Below are 18,596 nucleotides of genomic sequence, written 5' to 3' on the forward strand. Positions count from 1 at the left end.
CGGCGGCCGGATGTGGACAAGTGACGGATTGGATGATGACGGATTTTCACGGCGTATTCCCTTATCTGGTGTCTCCGGTCGATGCGGAGGGCCGCGTTCGCGCCGATGTGATGGGACGGCTGTGCGACGATCTGATCCAGGCCGGCGTGCACGGGCTGACGCCGCTCGGCTCGACCGGGGAATTTGCCTATCTCGGCACCGCGCAGCGCGAGTCCGTGGTGCGGGCGACCATCGAAGCCGCGCAGCGCCGGGTGCCGGTGGTGGCAGGCGTCGCCTCGACCTCGGTGGCGGACGCGGTGGCGCAGGCGAGGCTGTACGAGAAGCTGGGCGCCGACGGCATTCTGGCGATTCTCGAAGCGTATTTTCCGCTGAAGGATGCGCAGATCGAAAGCTATTTCCGCGCCATTGCGGATGCGGTCGAGATCCCGGTGGTGATCTACACCAACCCGCAATTCCAGCGCTCGGATCTGACGCTCGACGTGATCGCGCGGCTCGCCGAGCATCCGCGGATTCGCTACATCAAGGATGCCTCGACCAATACCGGGCGGCTGTTGTCGATCATCAACCGCTGCGGCGACGCGCTGCAGGTGTTCTCGGCCTCGGCGCACATCCCCGCGGCGGTGATGCTGATCGGCGGCGTCGGCTGGATGGCCGGCCCCGCCTGCATCGCGCCGCGCCAAAGCGTTGCGCTGTACGAGCTGTGCAAGGCGCAGCGCTGGGACGAAGCCTTGATGCTGCAGCGCAAGCTGTGGCGGGTCAACGAAGCCTTCGCCAAATTCAACCTCGCCGCCTGCATCAAGGCCGGCCTGTCGCTGCAAGGCTACGACGTCGGCGACCCCATCCCGCCGCAAGCCGCGCTGACGGCCGAGGAGCGGAAAGCGGTCGAGAAGGTGCTGGCGGAGATCGCGTAAGTACGCCACGCGGCGCAGCGCGCTCCCCTCCCCCTTGTGGGGAGGGGTAGGGGGTGGGGGTCCCCAGGCACAGCTTGTCCTTGGGTCGTTCAACTTTGCCGTTGTCACGTTGACGGTCGCACCGCCTCGCTCGTGGTACCCCCACCCCCGCCCCCTCCCCGCAAGGGGGAGGGGAGAAGAGGCGCCCCTCTTGGCGTACCGCTCGGTTCTCCGCTAAAACTGCGGCCAAGCAAGCAACAAAAGGAAACGGCATGAACATTCTCCCCGGCTCCATGCGGTTCGGCGCGGGTCAGCCCGTCAAGCGTCTCGAGGATCAGCGGCTGCTCACCGGGCACGGCGGCTACCTCGACGACAAGGCCGCCGATGGCGCGTTGTGGCTGGTGGTGATGCGTTCGCCGCATGCGCATGCCGACATCGTCTCGATCGATACCGAGGCGGCGAAGGGGATGCCGGGCGTGGAAGCGGTGCTGACCGGCGCCGATCTGATCGCCGACGATGTCGGCACCATCCCGACCCTGCCGATCTTTAAGCGGCCCGATGGCTCGCCGATGGCGCTGCCGCTGCGACGGCTGCTGGCGCACGAGAAAGTCCGCTTCGTCGGCGAGCCGGTCGCCGCCGTGGTCGCGACCTCGCAGCTCGCCGCGCAGGCGGCGATCGAGGCGATCGCGGTCGAATACCACGAGCTGCCGGCGGTGACCGATCCGACCGCGGCGATCCAGTCCGGCGCGCCGGCTGTGTGGGCCGAGACGCCCGACAATATCGTGGCGGCGATGAGCTATGGCGATGCCGCCAAGGTCGATGCCGCGTTCGCCAGCGCCGCCCACACCGTGTCGCTCGATCTCGTCAGCCAGCGCCTGATCCCCTCGGCAATGGAGCCGCGCTCGACCATCGCCGAGATCGAGAAGAAGACCGGCCGGCTGATCCTGCACACCCAGTCGCAGACGCCGGGCCAGACCCGCGATGCGCTCGCCGAGGCCATTCTGAAGCGGCCGAAGGAGAGCATCCAGGTGCTGGTCGGTGATATCGGTGGCGGCTTTGGCCAGAAGACCGGCGTTTATCCCGAAGACGCGCTCGTCGCCTACGCGGCGGTGAAGCTGAACCGCAAGATCCGCTGGCGTGGCGAGCGCACCGATGAGTTCATCGGCGGCACCCACGGCCGCGACCTGACCTCGACCGGCTCGTTCGCGCTCGACTCCAAGGGCAAGGTGCTGGCCTATCGCGTCACCTCGATCGGCGGCACCGGCGCTTACTTGGCGGGGGCCGGCGTGATCATTCCGCTGGTGCTCGGGCCGTTCGTGCAGACCGGCGTGTATCACCTGCCGGTGGTGCATTTCGACATCAAGGCGGTGATGACTCACACCGCGCCGGTCGGCGCCTATCGCGGCGCCGGGCGGCCTGAGGCGGTGTACATCGTCGAGCGGCTGATGGACGCTGCGGCGCGCAAGCTGAACATGGACCCGCGCGCGATCCGCAAGATCAACTACATCAAGCCGTCGCAGCTGCCCTACACCAACGCGGTCGGGCAGGTGTACGACAGCGGTGCATTCGCGCACATGATGGACCGGGCTGCCGAGCTGTCCGATTGGGACGGCTTCAAGGCGCGCAAGAAGGCGGCGCAGAAGAAGGGGCTGCTCTACGGCCGCGGCGTCACCAGCTACATCGAATGGACCGGCGGCCGCGCCCACACCGAGAACGTCAAGCTGCACGCCACCGCCGAAGGCCGCGTCGTGCTGCATTCCGGCACCCAGGCGATGGGGCAGGGGCTGGAGACCACCTACACCCAGATGATCGCTGCGGCGCTCGAGATTCCGCTCGACAAGATTGATGTCGTGCAGGGCAACACGGATTTGGCGATCGGCTTCGGCAGCGTCGGCTCGCGCTCGCTGTTCGTCGGCGGCACGGCGGTCGCGGTCTCGTCGGCCGAGATGATCGCCAAGGCCCGCGAGAAGGCCGCCAACATTCTCGAAGCGTCGATCGAGGACATCGAATACTCCGGTGGCATGCTGACCATCGCAGGCACCGACCGCAAGATCAGCCTGTTCGAGATCGCCGCCAAGGAGAAGGGCACGCGCCTCAGCGTCGACTCCACCGGCGAGGTCGACGGACCGTCGTGGCCGAACGGCGCGCATATCTGCGAGGTCGAGGTCGACCCCGAGACCGGCGTCAGCCGGGTGGTGCGCTATACCACGGTGGATGACGTCGGCAATGCGGTGAACCCGATGCTGGTCGCCGGCCAGATCCACGGCGGCGTCGCCCAGGGCGTCGGCCAGGCGCTGTATGAGAACGCCGCCTACAATGACGACGGCCAGCTCCTGACCGCGAGCTATCTCGACTACTGCATCCCGCGCGCCGACAACCTGCCGCCGATCAACGTCACGCTCGATCCGTCGGCGCCTTGCAAGACCAATCCGCTCGGCGCCAAGGGCTGCGGCGAATCCGGCGCGATCGGCGGCCCGCCCTGCGTGGTGCACGGTGTGCTCGACGCGCTGGCCCCGCTCGGCGTCACCACGCTGAACACGCCGCTGACCCCGGAAAAGGTCTGGCGCGCGATCCAGGACGCCAAGTCGGCCCAGGCGGCTTAGAACCTCAACGCCCGCAATACCGACAAAGACACACCGGCGCATGCTATGCTGCGCCGGTTCGCGCGCGGGAGAGATCGATGCGGAAGTTTCTGACGGTGCTGGCGGCGCTCGCCGCGCTCAGCCTGAGCAATTGCGGCTACAACACCATCCAGAGCGAAGACCAGGAGGTGAAGTCCACCTGGTCGGAGGTGGTGAACCAGTATCAGCGGCGCGCCGATCTGGTGCCCAACCTCGTCAACTCGGTGAAGGGCTTCGCCCAGCAGGAAAAGGACGTGCTGCTCGGCGTCACCAACGCCCGCGCCAAGGTCGGCAGCATCCAGGCGACGCCCGAGGTGCTGAACGATCCGGCCGCGCTCCAGAAGTTCCAGCAGGCGCAGGGCGAACTGTCGAGCGCCCTGTCGCGGCTGCTGGTCGTCACCGAGAACTATCCGCAGCTCAAGTCTGATGAGCTGTTCAAGAACCTGATGGCGCAGCTCGAAGGCACCGAGAACCGCATCACCGTGGCGCGCAATCGCTACATCAAGGCTGTCGCGGCCTATAACGTCACGGTGCGCTCGGTTCCGACCAACTTCACCGCGATGATGTTCGGCTACAAGGAAAAGCCGAACTTCACGGTGGAGAACGAGAAGGCGATCTCGACCGCGCCGAAGGTCGATTTCACCCCTGCGCCGGCTCCAGCCCCGGCCAAGTGAGCGCATGACCGCGGCGACGATCCGCGCCGGATGGTTGGCGCTGCTGCTCTGCGTCGTCGCTCTGGCGCTGGCGCCGTTCGCCCGCGCCGACGTCGCGGTGCCGGTGCTGACCGGCCGCGTCGTCGATCAGACCGGCACGCTGTCCGCCGATGCGGTGGCGCGGCTCGATCAGAAGCTGAAGGCATTCGAGGCCCGCAAGGGCAGTCAGATCGCCGTGCTGATCGTGCCGACGACGCAGCCCGAGGCGATCGAGCAGTTCTCGATCCGGGTCGCCGAAGCCTGGAAGATCGGCCGCAAGAAAATCGATGACGGCGCGATCCTGCTGGTCGCCAAGAACGACCGCAAGCTGCGCATCGAGGTCGGCTACGGCCTCGAAGGCGCGCTGCCCGACGTCACCGCCAAGCGCATCATCGACGAGATCATCACGCCGAAATTCAAGACCGGCGATTTCGACGGCGGCATCGAGGCCGGCATCGACCGGATGATCGGCGTGATCGACGGCGAGCCATTACCGACGCCGCAGCCGCAGCACGAATGGGCTGCCCCCGAATCGATGGATGAGTTGACCGGCTGGGCGATCCCGCTGTTGTTCGGCACGCTGGTGCTCAATGGCTTCTTGAAAGCGGCGCTCGGCCGCGTTGCAGCCTCGGGGCTGACCGGCATTATCGTCGGCGCGGTGGCGATGCTGTTCGGTCTGGTCTGGTACATCGCGCTGGTCGCCGGCTTCGCCGCGTTCCTGCTGGCTCTGGTGATCGATCTGTTCGGCGGGCCGACGATCTCGTCGGGGCGGCGCGGCGGCTCCGGCGGTACCTGGACCGGTGGCAGCAGCGGCTCGTCGTGGTCGAGCGGTTCGAGCGACAGCGGCTTCAGCGGTGGTGGCGGCAGCTTCGGCGGCGGCGGCGCCTCGGGCAGCTGGTGAGGAGAGGCGCAGCATGGGCATCCGGCGGATCGGCAAGCACCTGTTCACCAGTCGCGGCGCGGTGCACCGCGCGTTTTCGCCGGATGCGTTCGATGCGATCGAGCGTGCCATAAAGGCGAGCGAAACCCGCCACGTCGGCCAGATCCGCTTCGTCGTCGAGGGCGCGCTCGACGGTGCGCCGCTGTTTCGCGATCAGCCGGTGCGCGAGCGCGCACTCGACATCTTCTCGCAGCTTCGGATCTGGGACACCGAGCACAACAACGGCGTGCTGATCTATCTGCTGCTGGCCGACCGCAACGTCGAGATTATCGCCGATCGCGGCATCGACGGCCGCGTCGGCGCCGACACCTGGGAGGCGATCTGCCGCGAAATGGAGGCCGAGTTTCGCGAGGGCCGGTTCGAGCAGGGCGTGCTCCGCGGCATCGACCGCATCACCGCGCATTTGGCCGAACATTTCCCGCGCAGCGGCCCAAGCCCGAACGAAATCCCCGACGCACCGGTGGTGGTGTAGTAACACGGCGGCATCCCACCTCTCCCCGCAAGCGGGGAGAGGGAGAAAGCACCGACGCCTGGCCTTCGAAACGAAAGCGCCTCACGCCTTCGCTGACGGCCGCGCCGCGATGCGCTTGAACCACTCGGCGATGGTGGTGTTGGCGGGATCGAGCGGCTGGCCGACCTGGGCGCCGAAATCGAGCCAGCCGTACAGCAGCAGATCGGCGAGCGTCAGCCGCGCGCCGCAGACATATTCCTTGCCCTTCATCTGCTCGTTCATCCACCGGATGCGATCGGCAGCTATCTTCTTCAGGCCGGGCGCGGCTTCCGGCACGCAGACCACGCGATCCTGAAACATCTTCAGGCCCTCGGCGAAGCGGAAGCCGTTGGTCAGCGGTTCGCAGATGTAGAGATCGATGCGCCGCGTCCACATCCGGCATTCGGCGCGCTCTTCCGGCGTGGTGCCGATCAGCGGCGGCTGCGGATGCTTCTCCTCGAGATATTCGCAGATCGCGGTGATCTCCGCCAAGAAGCTGCCATTGTCGAGTTCGAGAGTAGGAGTCTGGCCGTGGGGATTGCGAGCGAGATGCTCGGGCTTTCGATTCTCGCCGGCGCGGATGTCGAGCGTTTGGGTCGGAATCGTCAGGCCCTTTTCGGCGATAAACATCCGCACCAGGCGTGGATTGGGTCCGATCGAATCGTACAGCTTCATGGTCGTCTCCCTGGTCGGCGCTTTGTTGCGCCTTTGATGATCGATCTGTCCTAGCGCGGGACACCGTGCGGTGCAAAGCCGCGCGGTGCGTCATGCTGCGCGCGTTCCTCACGATTCGTGAAATTTCCGTAACCGTCGGCGGAAGTAACGATTTCGCAAGTAATAAAAGTTACCGAATAGTATCAAGCTGATCTGGAGGATTTGAGACGTGGACGAGCATCGCAACGAGCCCATCGGTGAACAGCAGACCGGCGCGGCCGCCGCGACGGACGGAGCGCAGGCGAACGCCGGCACCCCCGAAGCAAGCTCGGCCTCCGCGCCTCAGGGGACGCCGGCCAACACCCCGGCCAATGCGGGCGCCGCCAAGCCGGATGACGCGAAGCCTGCCGGCAAATCCGAGATCGAGAAATCGGATCGTGTCAGCCGTCCGCGGCCCGGCACCGTGACCATCATGGCGCCGTCGCCTCGCGAAAATCTGTATCGGCACTGGGACGACGAGATCGAGGTCGAGGCGCCCGACGAGGCAAGCCAGTCCGCGGTTCATCGTTTCGGCGTGCGCAAGCTCGCGGCGGTTGCTGCGGCGGTGATCCTGGCGGCGATCGCCGGTGCGGTCGGTGGTGCACTTGCCACCGCCAGCCTGTCGCATCGGAGTGACGCCGAGACCACCGCGGCTTCGGCGCAGGTGAAGACGCTCGACGCGCAGGTCGCTCAGCTCCAGACCGAACTGTCGGCGCTCAAGGCCGATCTCGACCACGCCGCCAAGCAGAGCACAGCGCAGCTCGGCAAGACCGCGGACCGGATCGAGAAGCTTGAGAAGGCACAGGCCGAGCCGGTCGCCAAAATCGCCAAGCTGAGCGAGACGGTCGAGAAGCTGCGCACCGCGCAGGTTCAGCCGCCGGCTGCTCCGGCTCCGGCGAATGTCGCGGCGGTCCCCGCCAAGGACGTCACCGGCTCGATCACGCCGAAGGCCGAAGCTGCGAAGCCGGGCCGCTTGCCGACGGTCGAAGGCTGGGTGCTGCGCGATGTGTATGACGGCGGCGCGGTGGTCGAAGGCCGCTCCGGCACGTACGAAGTCTATGCCGGTGACCCGATCCCGGGTGTCGGCCGCGTCGATGCGATCCGCCGCCAGGACGGCCGCTGGGTCGTGGTGACCAGCCGCGGTCTGATCGTCGCCCGCTGATCGCGCAGCCTCATTCTTGAAACTTTAACGGCGCCGGCTGTGAGACAGCCGGCGCCGTTTTGATTTGGCTTTGCCGCGGAGCCTTGCAGAGTTGTTCAGGCACCCGCCGGACGATAGCAATTAGTTGTCGCCGGCGCGCGATTTCGAACGGCGCGTCAGCGCTCGACGAATGCCTTCTCGACCACGAAATGGCCTGGCTCGCTGTGGTTGCCTTCGCGGAAGCCGCGTTCGCTCAGCATCGCCGGCAGTTCGGCGAGCATCGCCGGGTTGCCACACAGCATCACCCGGTCAGACTCGCGATCGAGACCGGACTGGCCGAGATCGCTGAACAACTGGCCCGACGCGATCAGATCGGTGACGCGGCCGCGGTTGCGGAACGGCTCGCGGGTCACGGTCGGGTAGTAATGCAGCTTGTCGCGGATCAGATCACCGAGGAACTCGTGGTCGCGCAGGCGCTCGACCAGTTGCTCGCCATAGGCCAGTTCGGGAATCTGACGGCAGCCGTGGACCAGCACGATGGATTCGTAGTTGTCGTAGATTTCCGGGTCCTTGATCAGGCTCGCGAACGGGGCCAGCCCGGTGCCGGTCGACAGCAGCAGCAGCCGCTTGCCGGGGATCAGATTGCCCGCGATCAGCGTTCCGGTCGCCTTGCGCCCGACCAGGATCTGATCGCCTTCCTTGATCTGCTGCAGCCGCGAGGTCAGCGGACCGTTCGGCACCTTGATGCTGAAAAACTCCAGCTCTTCCTCGTGATTGGCGCTCGCCATGCTGTAGGCGCGCATCAACGGCCGGCCGTCGACTTCCAGGCCGATCATCGCGAACTGGCCGCTCTGGAACCGGAATCCAGGGTCGCGCGTTGCGGTGAAACTGAAAAGCGAGTCGGTCCAATGCCGGACCGACAACACCGTTTCGGTTTGGAATGCACTCATCGTCTTCTCCTCACCCGCAGGTCATCTCCTGCGTCCGATGAGACGATGTCGCGGATATCGACCCCTTTTCGCAATTGCGAAATCGCACTCGCCGCCAATTAGTAGCAAAATTTCATGCAGGGCGCTGACAAGAGGTGCGATGCGCTGTTTTCTCGCAAATCCGAGCAATTTGTTTTCGCACCCGAGATGGCCTCGCACCTGGCCTCAGGCCCCTTGCGACAGGAGCAAACCTCGTGGGGGCAGTGCACGCATTCGGCGAAGTCGAGGCCGACCTCGCGTACTTGACGTTGCAGCTCGCGGAGGGGCGCGTCGCCTCTTAACCGACGGCACCCGATGCACGTAGCGCCTTGATGGCGGCGTCGTCATAGCCCGCGCTGCGCAGCACTTCGTCGCTGTGCTCGCCGACGCCCGGCGGCTTGCGCGGCCGGGTCTTGGTGCTGCCTTCGATCCAGATCGGGCTGTTGATCGTCAGCGTGGTGTCGTTCTCGAACGGCACCAGCACTTCGTTTTCGATCAGCTGCTTGTCGGTGGTGATGTCGTCGAGAATGCCGACGACGCCGAACACCAGCCCGGTGCCGTCGAGCGCCTTGCGCCACTCGGCGAGATCGCGGGTGGCGAAGATCTCGTCGAAGATGCCGATCAGTTCGATCGAGCGTGCATGGCGGTCCGCCTTGGTGGCGAAGCGCGGATCGTCGGTGAGATCCTCGCGGCCGAGACACTTCGTCAGCGTCGGCCACTGCTTCTCTTCGTTGAGCAGCGACAGGATCAGCCAGCGGCCGTCGCGGCAGCGATAGTGATTGGCCACCGCGTTGAGCGCGCGCTCGCGCGGCCGCCGCGGCTGGAACTCGGCGCCGACCAGCTTGGCCTGGGCCAGCACGCTGGTCGACCACAGCCCGTTGGCCATCAGGTTCGACTTCACCTCGCTGCCTTTGCCGGTGCGCTCGCGCTTGTACAGCGCGGTGACGATCGCGCCGAACAGCGACATCGCGCAGGGATGGTCGCCCATGCCGGCGACCGATCGCGCCGGCGTCGAGTCCTCGTCGGCGCGCACCAAGTCCATCATGCCTGAGCGTGCCCACCAGGCGTTGCTGTCGAAGCCGGGCTTGTTGGCTTCCTCGCCGCGCTCGCCATAGCCGGTGAAGCTCGCATAGATCAGCCGCTCGTTCAGCGGCGCGAGGTCGGCGTAAGCGACGCCGAGCCGCGCCCGCACCGGCGGCGGGAAGTTGGTGATGAACACGTCGGCTTCGGCAACCAGCTTGCGCAGCACCTCCTTGCCCTCGGGCTTGGCGAGATCGAGCGCGAGGCTGCGCTTGTTGCGGGCCTCCAGCATCCACGCGTAGTTGTGGTCGCTGATCGGATAGCCCGGCAGGTTCGGCAGGTTGCGATAGGGATCACCCGCACCCGGCGGCTCGATCTTGATGACGTCGGCACCGAAATCCGACAGCACGGTGGCGGCCGCCGGTGCAGCAATGAAACTCGCGCAATCGAGCACCTTGAGGCCGCTGAAGATGCCGTTCTCGTCCATGCGCGTGCGCTCCCTTGCGTCTTGTTTTTTCGTTGTCCGGAAATTCGCGCAGGCACGCGTCGATCCGGTTTCTGCCGCATATGAACCGGGTTATCAGCACGATGCAATATTGGAACCTGCATGGACGTCTTCCGGCGACGCGCAGGCTTTGAAAGTGTCGGTCGTTATTCGCTGCCTGTCAGCAGAGCGGCATTGCCGCCGGCGGCCGCAGTGTTGATCGACACCGTCTGTTCCAGTGCGAACCGCGGCAGATAATGCGGGCCGCCGGCTTTGGGGCCGGTGCCCGACAGGCCGGAGCCACCGAACGGCTGGACGCCGACCACGGCGCCGATGATGTTGCGATTCACATAGACATTGCCGGTGGGAAGCCGCGCGATCACTCGCGCGATCGTGTCGTCGATCCGCGACTGCACGCCGAGCGTGAGTGCGTAGCCGGTCGTGGCGATGTCATTGAGGAGATCGTCGAACTGCGCCGCCTTGTAGCGCACCACGTGCAGGATCGGGCCGAACACTTCCTCGGTGAGCTCTGAGGCACGGTTGAGTTCAAAGATGTGCGGCGCCACAAAGTTGCCGCTCGCGGGCGCGGTGCCGGCGAAGTGAAGCTGCGCCTCGCGCTTCATCGCGGCGATATGCGTATCGAGCCTGGTCTTCGCCTCGGCGTCGATCACCGGTCCGACATGCGTCGCCGGATCGCGCGGATCGCCTATTGTTAGCTCGCGCGCCGCGCCGGCGATCATCGCGATCACTCGGTCGGCAACGTCGTCCTGCACGCACAAGAGTCGCAGCGCCGAACAGCGCTGACCAGCGGAGCGGAATGCAGAGGCAATGACGTCGTCGGCGACCTGCTCGGGCAGCGCGGTGGCGTCGACGATCATCGCGTTGATGCCGCCGGTCTCGGCGATCAGCGGCACGATCGGACCGTCCTTCGCGGCGAGCGTCCGGTTGATCGCGCGCGCGACCTCAGTCGATCCGGTGAATACGACGCCGGCGATGTCGCGCTGTTCGACCAGTGCCGCGCCGATGCGGCCGTCGCCTTGCACCAGATGCAGCGCAGCCGGCGGTACGCCGGCTTCGTGCAACAGGCGCACCGCGACCTCGGCAATCACCGGCGTCTGCTCGGCCGGCTTTGCGACCACCGCGTTGCCGGCCATCAGCGCCGCCGTGATCTGGCCGATGAAGATCGCGAGCGGGAAGTTCCACGGGCTGATCGCGACGAAAATGCCGCGGCCGCGCAAGGTCAGCGTGTTGCGCTCGCCGGTCGGTCCAGGGAGGGCCTGCGGCTCGCCGAACAGCCGGCGGCCCTCGCTGGCGTAGTAGCGGCAGTAGTCGACTGCTTCGCGCACTTCCGCCACGCAATCGTCGAGCGTCTTGCCGCCTTCGTCCTGCAGGAGCGCGATCAGCTCGCCACGGTGTTGCTCCAGCAGATCGCCGGTGCGCTGCAGGATCGCGGCGCGATGATCGCCGGAGGTTCGGCTCCATCGCTCGAAGCCTTTGCGTGCGGCAGTGACCGTGGCCGCGGCTTGTTCCGGCGTGGTGGACGCGACCGTCGGCAGCGGCCGGCGTGCGCTTTCGATGTCGCCGAGCAGTGCGGCGAGCGCGCTGCGGTCGCCGAATTCGATGCCACGCGAATTGATCCGCTGCGGCTGGTACAGATCGCGCGGCAACGGGATCGCCGAGTTGCGCGCGTTCTCGGGATGGCCGATCAGTGTGGCAGGTCGCGTCAGTAGTTCGGCGATCGGCACGCTGTCGTCGCCGGCTTGGGCCACGAAGGATGAATTGGCGCCGTTCTCCAAGAGGCGCCGTACCAGATAGGCCAGCAGGTCGCGATGCCCGCCGACCGGCGCGTAGATCCGGCACACCGCCTGCGGATGGTCGGCGAGCAGCCGGGCATACAGTGCCTCGCCCATGCCGTGCAGCCGCTGGAATTCGTAGCCGTCGCAATCACCAGCCTCGGCCAGGATGGTGGCGACCGTGAGCGCATTGTGACTGGCGAATTGGGGGAACAGACGCGGGCGCAGCGCCAGCAGCTTGCGCGCGCAGTGCAGATAGTTGAGATCGGTCATCGCCTTCCTGGTGAACACCGGATAGTCGGCAAGCCCGCGCTCCTGAGCCCGCTTGATTTCGGTGTCCCAATAGGCGCCCTTCACCAGCCGCAGCATCATGCGGCGGTCGAGCGCGCGCGCGAGCTTGGCGACGTGGTCGATCACCGTGGCGGCACGCTTCTGATACGCCTGCACCGCGAGACCGTAACCGTCCCAGCCTTTGAGCGATGGATCGGCAAAGCAGGCGGCGAACACCTCGAGCGACAGCTCGAGCCGGTCGGCTTCTTCGGCATCGACTGTGAAGGCGAGGTCGTGGCTCTTGGCGAGCTGCGCCAGTTTGAGCAGCCGCGGCGTCAGTTCCCGCATCACGCGGTCGCGGCTGATCGCCTCGAACCGTGGATGCAGCGCCGACAGCTTCACCGAGATGCCAGGCCTCGCCGGCAGCGCCGCGTTGCCGGCGCGGCGGCCGATCGCGATGATCGCATCGGCGTAGGATTGATAATAGCGTTCGGCATCCGCCGCCGTGCGGGCGCCTTCGCCGAGCATGTCGTAAGAATAGCGAGAGCCCTCACGCACATACGGCTGTGCGCGGGCGAGCGCCGCCTCGATCGTTTCGCCGAGCACGAAGTGACTGCCGATCAGCCGCATCGCCTGACGTGTCGCGGCGCGCACCGCGGGCGTGCCGATCCGCCGGGTTAAGGCCGCGAGCGTGCCTTGCGGTGTCTCGCCGGCAAGGACGAGACGTGCCGATAGTCCGAGGGCCCAGGCCGAGGCGTTCACCAGCACGGCATCGGACTTGATACGGTGATGCGCGAAGTCGCCCTGGCCGAGCTTGTCCTCGATGAAGGCGTCCGCAGTCGCAGCATCCGGAACCCGCAGCAGCGCCTCGGCCAGCACCATCAGGGCCAGGCCTTCTTTGGTCGACAGCGCGAACTCGCGCAGCATGGCTTCGACGCCGCCCAGGCCGTGTTCGGAACCGCGGATCGCGCTGATCAGGTCGGTCGCGATGGCGTCGATCTGGGCTTCACGGTCGGGCGGCAGCGTGGCGGTCGTCAGCAACTCCGCAGCCAGCGCAGCATCATCCGGCGCGTAAGCCGCGGTGAATTCGGCAAGCGGCGGGTCTGACGGCATGGCGGTCGGCTCCCGAGGCCAGATAGCTGTGGACGGCACGCATCAGTGCAGCCAGCAAATGCAATGCCATCCAGGCTGCCATATTGGCACGGCCGGGGCCTGACGCTAGCTTCGCCTCCACCACAGGGAAGGCTGGGAGCGGGGATGAGGGTGACGCGCGGCAAGTCCAACGCACGATGGTTCGGTGCGCTCGCGGCCGTGGCGCTCGCCGCCACCTGGTTCGGTGTGCCGGCTGGTGCGGCCGAACTCAGCTCGCAGGTCTCGTATCTGTATAGTTCTGTGTCGATCTTCCCGCCGAGCGCCAAGGGCATGACGGTATGCTACGGCTTCGTCTGCCGCCGCCGCTATGAGCTGGCCTTTTCGACCGGTGATCGCGCGGCGCTGTCGCGGATCATGGCGTCCGGCAAGGCGTCGGCTGCTGCGGAACGCGCGGCGGTGCAGAAGGCGGTGGTGTGGCTCGACCGGCGGCTCGGCCCGGTGCTCGGTACCGACAAGCGGATCGCGCGCGCGGATTTTCGTTACTTCGACGACAAGCATAATTTCGATTGCTGGGACACCACCCGCAACACCACCAGCCTGCTGCTGGTGATGCAGGAATGGGGCTTGTTCAAGTATCACAGCGTCGGCGATCCCAAGTATCGCGGCAACGTCCTGGTGCTGCAGACGCCGCACAACACCGCGGTGCTGACCGAGCGTGCCGCCGGCACGCAATGGGTGGTCGATATGTGGACCCGCGCCTATGCGCAGACGCCGGAAGTGATGCCGGTCGATCAGTGGGTCAAGCTCGACTGAGATAGTCGGTCGTGCGTGCGCCGTTCAGGCCAGTACCAGGTCTTCGTTCAGCACGGCGACGAGATCGCCGGCGCGTTCGACGACGCAGACCAGCATCGGTTCGGTGCGGCCGCGGATTTCCAGCTCGAGCGTCGGCAGCGCCTGTTCGGACAGGCCCGCGGTGGCGCGGAGTTCGTCCGACAGCAGCGTCTCGCAGCCGAGCGACTTGGTCATGTCCTGCAGCCGCGATGCGACGTTGACGGAGTCGCCGAGCGCGGTGAACACCATGTGGTCGCGATAGCCGATCTCGCCGACCACCACTTCGCCGCTGTGGATGCCGATGCCGAAGCGGATCGGCTCGGGCAGGTCGTGGCCGAGAAAATTGTTGAGTTCATCGATCGCCGCGCCGATGGCCGCGGCAGCGCGAACGGCGTTGCGGCAGGCCTCGCGCGGTGTTTCGGCAAGCCCGAACAGCGCCAGCATGCCGTCGCCGACGAACTGATTGGGCTGGCCGCCGCAGGCGATCACGCTGCGCGACACCGCGCCGAGAAAGCGGTTGACGATGAACACGGTGTCGAACGGCAACCGGCTTTCGGCGAGCTTGGTCGAACCGCGCATGTCGACGAACATGCTGACCAGATAGCGCTCCTCGCCGATCCGCGCCGCGCGCGCCGCCTTGCGCGCGGCGGCGACGTTGCGCGGGGGAAATACCGGCAGGAAGGTCAGATCCTGCGTCGGCTTGAGCTGGCAGGCGAGGCGGATCGACGGATCGTCGCCGGTGCCGATCGAGGCGAGTACGAAGGCTTCGCGCGGCGACGGCGGCGGCAACATGGCGGGATCGCCCAAGACGCGGATCCGGCAGGTCGAACAGCGAGCCCGGCCGCCGCAGGCGGAGGCATGCGGGATGTTGTGGCGCTGGGTCGCCTCCAGCACGGTGAGGCCCTTCGGCACCCTTATGCTGCGCTCGCCGTCATAGGTCAGCCGGACCATGCCGCCGCGCCGTTCGATGATCGCGCGTACCGCGCGGGCGATCAGCGCCAGGGCGATCAGGCCGAGATAGAAAATCAGGAAGCCGTTGCCGATCGCTTCGAGCGTCTGCTGCTGCTCCGGCGTGCCGAGATTGGCCGGCGCGAGATTATTGGCCTGCCACTGCGGGGAAGCTGCCTCGCGCGCCACCGTGCGGCCGCCCTGATAGAAGCCGAGCAGTGCCAGCGTCGGGATCAGCACCGCGGCGGCGAGCAGCCACGGCATCGCGCGGCGGAACGCCGGCTTGATCCGCAGCCAGACGTAGAGACCGATGCAGCCGTGGGTCCAGGCGATCAGCATCACCGCCACCATCAGCCAGGCCCGATAGGACGGCGAAGCGACGAAGTAATTGTACAGCACCTGCGGATACAGCCGGTCCTGGTCGTACAGCACGTTGCCGAGCCGCATCACGATGACATGGCTGTAGATCATCAGCGGCACCGACAGCCCGAGCACGAGCTGCAGCGGCTCCAGCGTCTTCCAGCGGAACTGGCGGCGCTGATACAGTGCCCACAGTCCGAGCCCGGCATGCACCGTCACCGAGCCGTAGAACAGGATCGCGACCGGCAGGAACTGCCAGATCTCCAGGTGCCACAGCACGCCGGCATGCAGCGCCTCGGGCGAGATGTTGCCGAGCGCATGGTTCAGGAAGTGGCTGAGCAGGTAGGTGAACAGCACCAGCCCGCAGAACATCCGGACCTGCCGCAGCCCGATGCCGCCGAGCCAAGCGGGCTTTTTCCCGCGGGCAGAAGCGTTCTGTTTTTTGTTCGGCTTCGCTCGCGTCGCCATCAATGACCGCATACCTCGATCGCATCATTCCGGGATGCGCTGGGTGAGCAGCGCAGGCCCGGAATCCATCATCCCTGTCAGTGTTTTGGATTCCGGGCTCGGTCACGTCGTTCGCGCCCCGGAATGACGGTCGTTGTGTCAGCAGGCGCTGGTCAGCACAAGAAACTTCGTCGGGACAGCTTGGACGCAGGGTCAACGGGCCCTTACTCGTCCTTCTCCCGCTTCTTCATCAGGTCCTTGACGAGGTCGCCGAGCTGCGGACGGGGCAGGGCATCGAACGGCAGTGGTCGGGTGAGGTCCATCGCGGCGAGGCCGAGCCGCGCGGTGAGCATGCCGTTGACCACGCCCTCGCCGAGCTTGGCCGACAGCCGCGAGGCGAGGCCATGGCCGAGCACCGATTGCATCACGCTGTCGCTCAACGCGATGCCGCCGGTGATGGCAAGGTGCGACACCGTTTGGCGCATCAGCTTGAACATGCCGAGCGCGCCGGGGCGGCCGCCATACAGCCGCGCGAGCTGGCCGATCAACCGGGTTGCGGCGATCGCCACGAACAGCACGTCGATCAGCGCCTTCGGGCTGATCGCGGTCACCAGCGACACCCGCTGCGCGGCCTTCGAGATCAGCACCTTCGCTTCCAGATCCAGCTGCGCCATCAGTTCACGCTCGGCGAGGCGGATCAGGTCGGCGCCGTCGATGATGTCGTCGATGTGCTTCTGCAGCGTGGCGCGGCCATGTGCGAGCTGCGGGTTGGGGTGTTCGAACTTCAGCAGTTCGCGGATGATGGCGCGGGCTTCGGCGCTGTTGTCGGTTTCCAGCACCCGCGCGGCGCGGGCGTGGAGCTGTTCGATCCGTGCCAGCCGGATCAGCCCGAACGCCTCGCGGCCGATGATGATCGCCAGCGAGCCGCCGGCGAGCAGCGCCAGCACCATGCCGATGGTGCCGAGCGTCTGGCTCTGCGCGAACAGATCCTCGACCAGCTTGCTGATCCACAGCCAGAACGCCAGCGACACCAGACCGGTCGCGGCGCTCCAGAACACGGTGCCCCAGCGGAAGCCCTTCTTCGGGTTGATGACGCTCTTCGGCGCTTTCGGCGCCGAGATCGGCGGCTCGGCTTCGCGGGCGAGTTCGACCCGGGCGCGCGGCGGCGGGGGTGGCGGTGCGGCACCGGCCGCAGACGCGGCAGGCCTGGCGTCCGCTTTCGCGGACGGCTTGGCCGTATAGCTGCCGCCGCCGTCGTCGGAATCGATCAGCACCACGCTCGGGTCGCTGAGCTTGAAGGTCGCCGGCCGGCGAGGAGGAACCCGCTCGGTCATTGCAGTCGGTCTCCGATCAGGAACTGAAGCGCCCGGTCGAGGCGGATGTGAGGCAGCGCCGGACCGTCGGGGTCATGGCTGTCGAGCCGCGGCGGGCGGAAGCGCAGGAAGCGGAAGTCGGCCTCCTGGTGCGAGCCGGCGGCGAGCCCGCGGAAGGTGTCCTCGCCGCGGAACAGGCCCTGCAGATTGGTCGGCAGGTCGCCCGGGAAGGTGGCGACTTCGGTTTCGCCGTCAAACACCTCGCCTTCGGCCATTTCGCCGGCGATCGGCGTGCCGACGATCGAGGGCAGCCGGTCGCGGCCGCGTTGCACCTGGGCCTCCCGGGTGGCGCGGACGGCGGCCATCGCCACCACGTCGACCTTGGCGCCGGCGAATTCCGCGCGCTTCATCGCCTGCTCGACCAGCTTGCGCAGGATCGCCTCGAGCCGGTCGTGGCTGGAATGGTGCAGATGGTCGGCCTTGGTGGCGGCGAACAGGATGCGGTCGATCCGCGGCCGGAACACCGAACTGAGCAGCGTCGAGCGACCGACCCGGAAACACTCCAGGATCCCGGCCAGCGCAGCTTCGAGATCCTGCAGCGCCTCGGGACCGGCGTTGAACGCCGACAGCGCGTCTGCCAGCACGATCTGGCGGTCGAGACGGGCGAAGTGATCGCGGAAGAACGGCCGCACCACGGCGTCCTTGTAGGCTTCGAACCGCCGCCGCATCATCGCCCACAGCGAGCCATCCGGCGCGATGCCGCCGTCCGGCACGTCCAGCGGCGCGAAGGTCAGTGCCGGCGAGCCGGCAAGATTGCCGGGCATCAGGAAGCGGCCCGGCGGCAGCAGGCTCATCGCGAACTGCTCATCGCGGCAGGCACGCAAGTAAGCGGTGAACAGTCGCGCCGCTTTGAGGGTTTCCTGCTCGTTCTCACGGCCCTTGGGATCGAGCGTGGCGAGATGGGCGTGCCACTCCCGCGCCACCCTGGCCCGCGGGTCCTGCCGCGACAGCGCGAGACTCTCGGCCGCCCAGCGCTCGTAGCTCTTGCCGAGCAACGGCAGGTCGAGCAGCCATTCGCCCGGGTAGTCGACGATGTCGAGCGTCAGCGTGGTCTCAGAGCCGTTCTTGCGCTGATAGTCGATCACCAGCCGCAACTCGCTGATGTCGACCGTCGAACTCGGCCATTGCCGCTGTTCGATCAGCGTGGCGAGGAAGTTCTCATAGGCGAAGCGCGGCACCGCATCGTCGGGCTGCGGCGCCAGCCGCGCCGTCGCGATCCGCCCGGTCGACATCGATTCAAAGATCGGAAACCGGCCGCCCCGACACAACCCGTGGACGAGGGCGGTGATGAACACCGTCTTTCCGGCGCGCGACAGACCGGTGACGCCGAGCCGGATGGTGGGGTTGAACAGGTTCTCGCTGTAGTCCTTGAGCGCCCGCGCCGACAGCCACGCATCTTCGAGCAGATTGGAAAAATTGAAGGCCATGCGCGCCAAGGTTCAATCGTCAGAGTTGCCGGCGAAACTAGCCGGAAACCGCCGATTCGTGCGACAATCCGACCTGTACGGCCGGTCTTGGCTTTGCCGCCTTTCCGGCGGAAAAT

The 18,596-nt window shown here is 66.7% G+C and carries 14 protein-coding genes; 7 read left to right on the forward strand and 7 right to left on the reverse strand.

Going from position 1 to position 18,596, the window contains the following annotated elements; genetic code table 11:
• The first annotated feature begins 35 nt into the window (after positions 1-35).
• The 5 genes from HZF03_RS07700 to HZF03_RS07720 all read left to right on the forward strand — a co-directional run bounded on the left by HZF03_RS07700 (position 36) and on the right by HZF03_RS07720 (position 5,615).
• Positions 36-911, forward strand: a complete 876-nt coding sequence (locus tag HZF03_RS07700; protein ID WP_119018091.1) for a dihydrodipicolinate synthase family protein — start codon at positions 36-38, stop codon at positions 909-911.
• 251 nt (positions 912-1,162) lie between these two features.
• Positions 1,163-3,493 carry a xanthine dehydrogenase family protein molybdopterin-binding subunit gene (locus HZF03_RS07705; RefSeq protein WP_119018087.1) on the forward strand — a complete coding sequence of 777 codons (2,331 nt, stop codon included), beginning with the start codon at positions 1,163-1,165 and terminating at the stop codon, positions 3,491-3,493.
• 77 nt (positions 3,494-3,570) lie between these two features.
• Positions 3,571-4,185 carry a LemA family protein gene (locus tag HZF03_RS07710; protein WP_119018086.1) on the forward strand — a complete coding sequence of 205 codons (615 nt, stop codon included), beginning with the start codon at positions 3,571-3,573 and terminating at the stop codon, positions 4,183-4,185.
• Positions 4,186-4,189: 4 nt separating this feature from the next.
• Complete coding sequence (locus HZF03_RS07715) at positions 4,190-5,104, forward strand: TPM domain-containing protein (RefSeq protein ID WP_119018085.1); 915 nt, start codon at positions 4,190-4,192, stop codon at positions 5,102-5,104.
• A gap of 13 nt (positions 5,105-5,117) precedes the next feature.
• A complete protein-coding gene (locus HZF03_RS07720; RefSeq protein ID WP_011157134.1) occupies positions 5,118-5,615 on the forward strand; it encodes a TPM domain-containing protein in 498 nt (165 codons plus the stop codon).
• An 81-nt stretch (positions 5,616-5,696) separates the two neighbouring features.
• On the opposite strand, the gene HZF03_RS07725 is transcribed toward HZF03_RS07720, so the two are convergent.
• A complete protein-coding gene (locus HZF03_RS07725; RefSeq protein WP_012495179.1) occupies positions 5,697-6,308 on the reverse strand; it encodes a glutathione S-transferase family protein in 612 nt (203 codons plus the stop codon).
• A 208-nt stretch (positions 6,309-6,516) separates the two neighbouring features.
• Here HZF03_RS07725 and HZF03_RS07730 point away from each other — a divergent pair, with 208 nt between their 5' ends.
• Positions 6,517-7,488 (forward strand): hypothetical protein, encoded by a 972-nt coding sequence (locus tag HZF03_RS07730; RefSeq protein ID WP_119018084.1) that lies wholly within the window; start codon positions 6,517-6,519, stop codon positions 7,486-7,488.
• 155 nt (positions 7,489-7,643) lie between these two features.
• Here HZF03_RS07730 and HZF03_RS07735 read toward each other — a convergent pair whose 3' ends face one another.
• From HZF03_RS07735 to putA, 3 genes are all read right to left on the reverse strand, one after another.
• Positions 7,644-8,417, reverse strand: coding sequence for a ferredoxin--NADP reductase (locus HZF03_RS07735; protein ID WP_011157137.1), 774 nt, complete (start codon positions 8,415-8,417; stop codon positions 7,644-7,646).
• 316 nt (positions 8,418-8,733) lie between these two features.
• Positions 8,734-9,942 carry a CaiB/BaiF CoA transferase family protein gene (locus HZF03_RS07740; protein WP_012495181.1) on the reverse strand — a complete coding sequence of 403 codons (1,209 nt, stop codon included), beginning with the start codon at positions 9,940-9,942 and terminating at the stop codon, positions 8,734-8,736.
• 164 nt (positions 9,943-10,106) lie between these two features.
• On the reverse strand, positions 10,107-13,115 hold the full coding sequence (gene putA, locus HZF03_RS07745; RefSeq protein WP_119018083.1) for a bifunctional proline dehydrogenase/L-glutamate gamma-semialdehyde dehydrogenase PutA: 3,009 nt from the start codon (positions 13,113-13,115) through the stop codon (positions 10,107-10,109).
• 144 nt (positions 13,116-13,259) lie between these two features.
• Between putA and HZF03_RS07750 the strand changes: the two genes are divergently transcribed.
• Positions 13,260-13,907 carry a hypothetical protein gene (locus HZF03_RS07750; protein WP_104512206.1) on the forward strand — a complete coding sequence of 216 codons (648 nt, stop codon included), beginning with the start codon at positions 13,260-13,262 and terminating at the stop codon, positions 13,905-13,907.
• A gap of 24 nt (positions 13,908-13,931) precedes the next feature.
• Here HZF03_RS07750 and HZF03_RS07755 read toward each other — a convergent pair whose 3' ends face one another.
• The 3 genes from HZF03_RS07755 to HZF03_RS07765 all read right to left on the reverse strand — a co-directional run bounded on the left by HZF03_RS07755 (position 13,932) and on the right by HZF03_RS07765 (position 18,480).
• Positions 13,932-15,701 carry an adenylate/guanylate cyclase domain-containing protein gene (locus HZF03_RS07755; protein ID WP_104512207.1) on the reverse strand — a complete coding sequence of 590 codons (1,770 nt, stop codon included), beginning with the start codon at positions 15,699-15,701 and terminating at the stop codon, positions 13,932-13,934.
• Positions 15,702-15,904: 203 nt separating this feature from the next.
• Positions 15,905-17,014, reverse strand: coding sequence for a YcjF family protein (locus tag HZF03_RS07760; protein ID WP_011157142.1), 1,110 nt, complete (start codon positions 17,012-17,014; stop codon positions 15,905-15,907).
• Positions 17,011-18,480 (reverse strand): YcjX family GTP-binding protein, encoded by a 1,470-nt coding sequence (locus HZF03_RS07765; RefSeq protein ID WP_104512208.1) that lies wholly within the window; start codon positions 18,478-18,480, stop codon positions 17,011-17,013. Before HZF03_RS07765 ends, HZF03_RS07760 begins: the two co-directional genes overlap by 4 nt.
• Positions 18,481-18,596: the final 116 nt, after the last annotated feature.

It is taken from the genome of Rhodopseudomonas palustris, assembly GCF_013415845.1.
Classification (GTDB): Bacteria; Pseudomonadota; Alphaproteobacteria; order Rhizobiales; family Xanthobacteraceae; genus Rhodopseudomonas; species Rhodopseudomonas palustris_F.

Excerpts from the sequence above, each read along its gene's own strand:
- putA (WP_119018083.1), bottom strand. The coding sequence starts at position 13,115 with ATGCCGTCAGACCCGCCGCTTGCCGAATTCACCGCGGCTTACGCGCCG.
- HZF03_RS07710 (WP_119018086.1), top strand. The coding sequence starts at position 3,571 with ATGCGGAAGTTTCTGACGGTGCTGGCGGCGCTCGCCGCGCTCAGCCTG.
- HZF03_RS07760 (WP_011157142.1), bottom strand. The coding sequence starts at position 17,014 with ATGACCGAGCGGGTTCCTCCTCGCCGGCCGGCGACCTTCAAGCTCAGC.
- HZF03_RS07705 (WP_119018087.1), top strand. The coding sequence starts at position 1,163 with ATGAACATTCTCCCCGGCTCCATGCGGTTCGGCGCGGGTCAGCCCGTC.
- HZF03_RS07755 (WP_104512207.1), bottom strand. The coding sequence starts at position 15,701 with ATGGCGACGCGAGCGAAGCCGAACAAAAAACAGAACGCTTCTGCCCGC.
- HZF03_RS07725 (WP_012495179.1), bottom strand. The coding sequence starts at position 6,308 with ATGAAGCTGTACGATTCGATCGGACCCAATCCACGCCTGGTGCGGATG.
- HZF03_RS07750 (WP_104512206.1), top strand. The coding sequence starts at position 13,260 with ATGAGGGTGACGCGCGGCAAGTCCAACGCACGATGGTTCGGTGCGCTC.
- HZF03_RS07700 (WP_119018091.1), top strand. The coding sequence starts at position 36 with ATGACGGATTTTCACGGCGTATTCCCTTATCTGGTGTCTCCGGTCGAT.
- HZF03_RS07720 (WP_011157134.1), top strand. The coding sequence starts at position 5,118 with ATGGGCATCCGGCGGATCGGCAAGCACCTGTTCACCAGTCGCGGCGCG.
- HZF03_RS07735 (WP_011157137.1), bottom strand. The coding sequence starts at position 8,417 with ATGAGTGCATTCCAAACCGAAACGGTGTTGTCGGTCCGGCATTGGACC.
- HZF03_RS07740 (WP_012495181.1), bottom strand. The coding sequence starts at position 9,942 with ATGGACGAGAACGGCATCTTCAGCGGCCTCAAGGTGCTCGATTGCGCG.
- HZF03_RS07715 (WP_119018085.1), top strand. The coding sequence starts at position 4,190 with ATGACCGCGGCGACGATCCGCGCCGGATGGTTGGCGCTGCTGCTCTGC.
- HZF03_RS07765 (WP_104512208.1), bottom strand. The coding sequence starts at position 18,480 with ATGGCCTTCAATTTTTCCAATCTGCTCGAAGATGCGTGGCTGTCGGCG.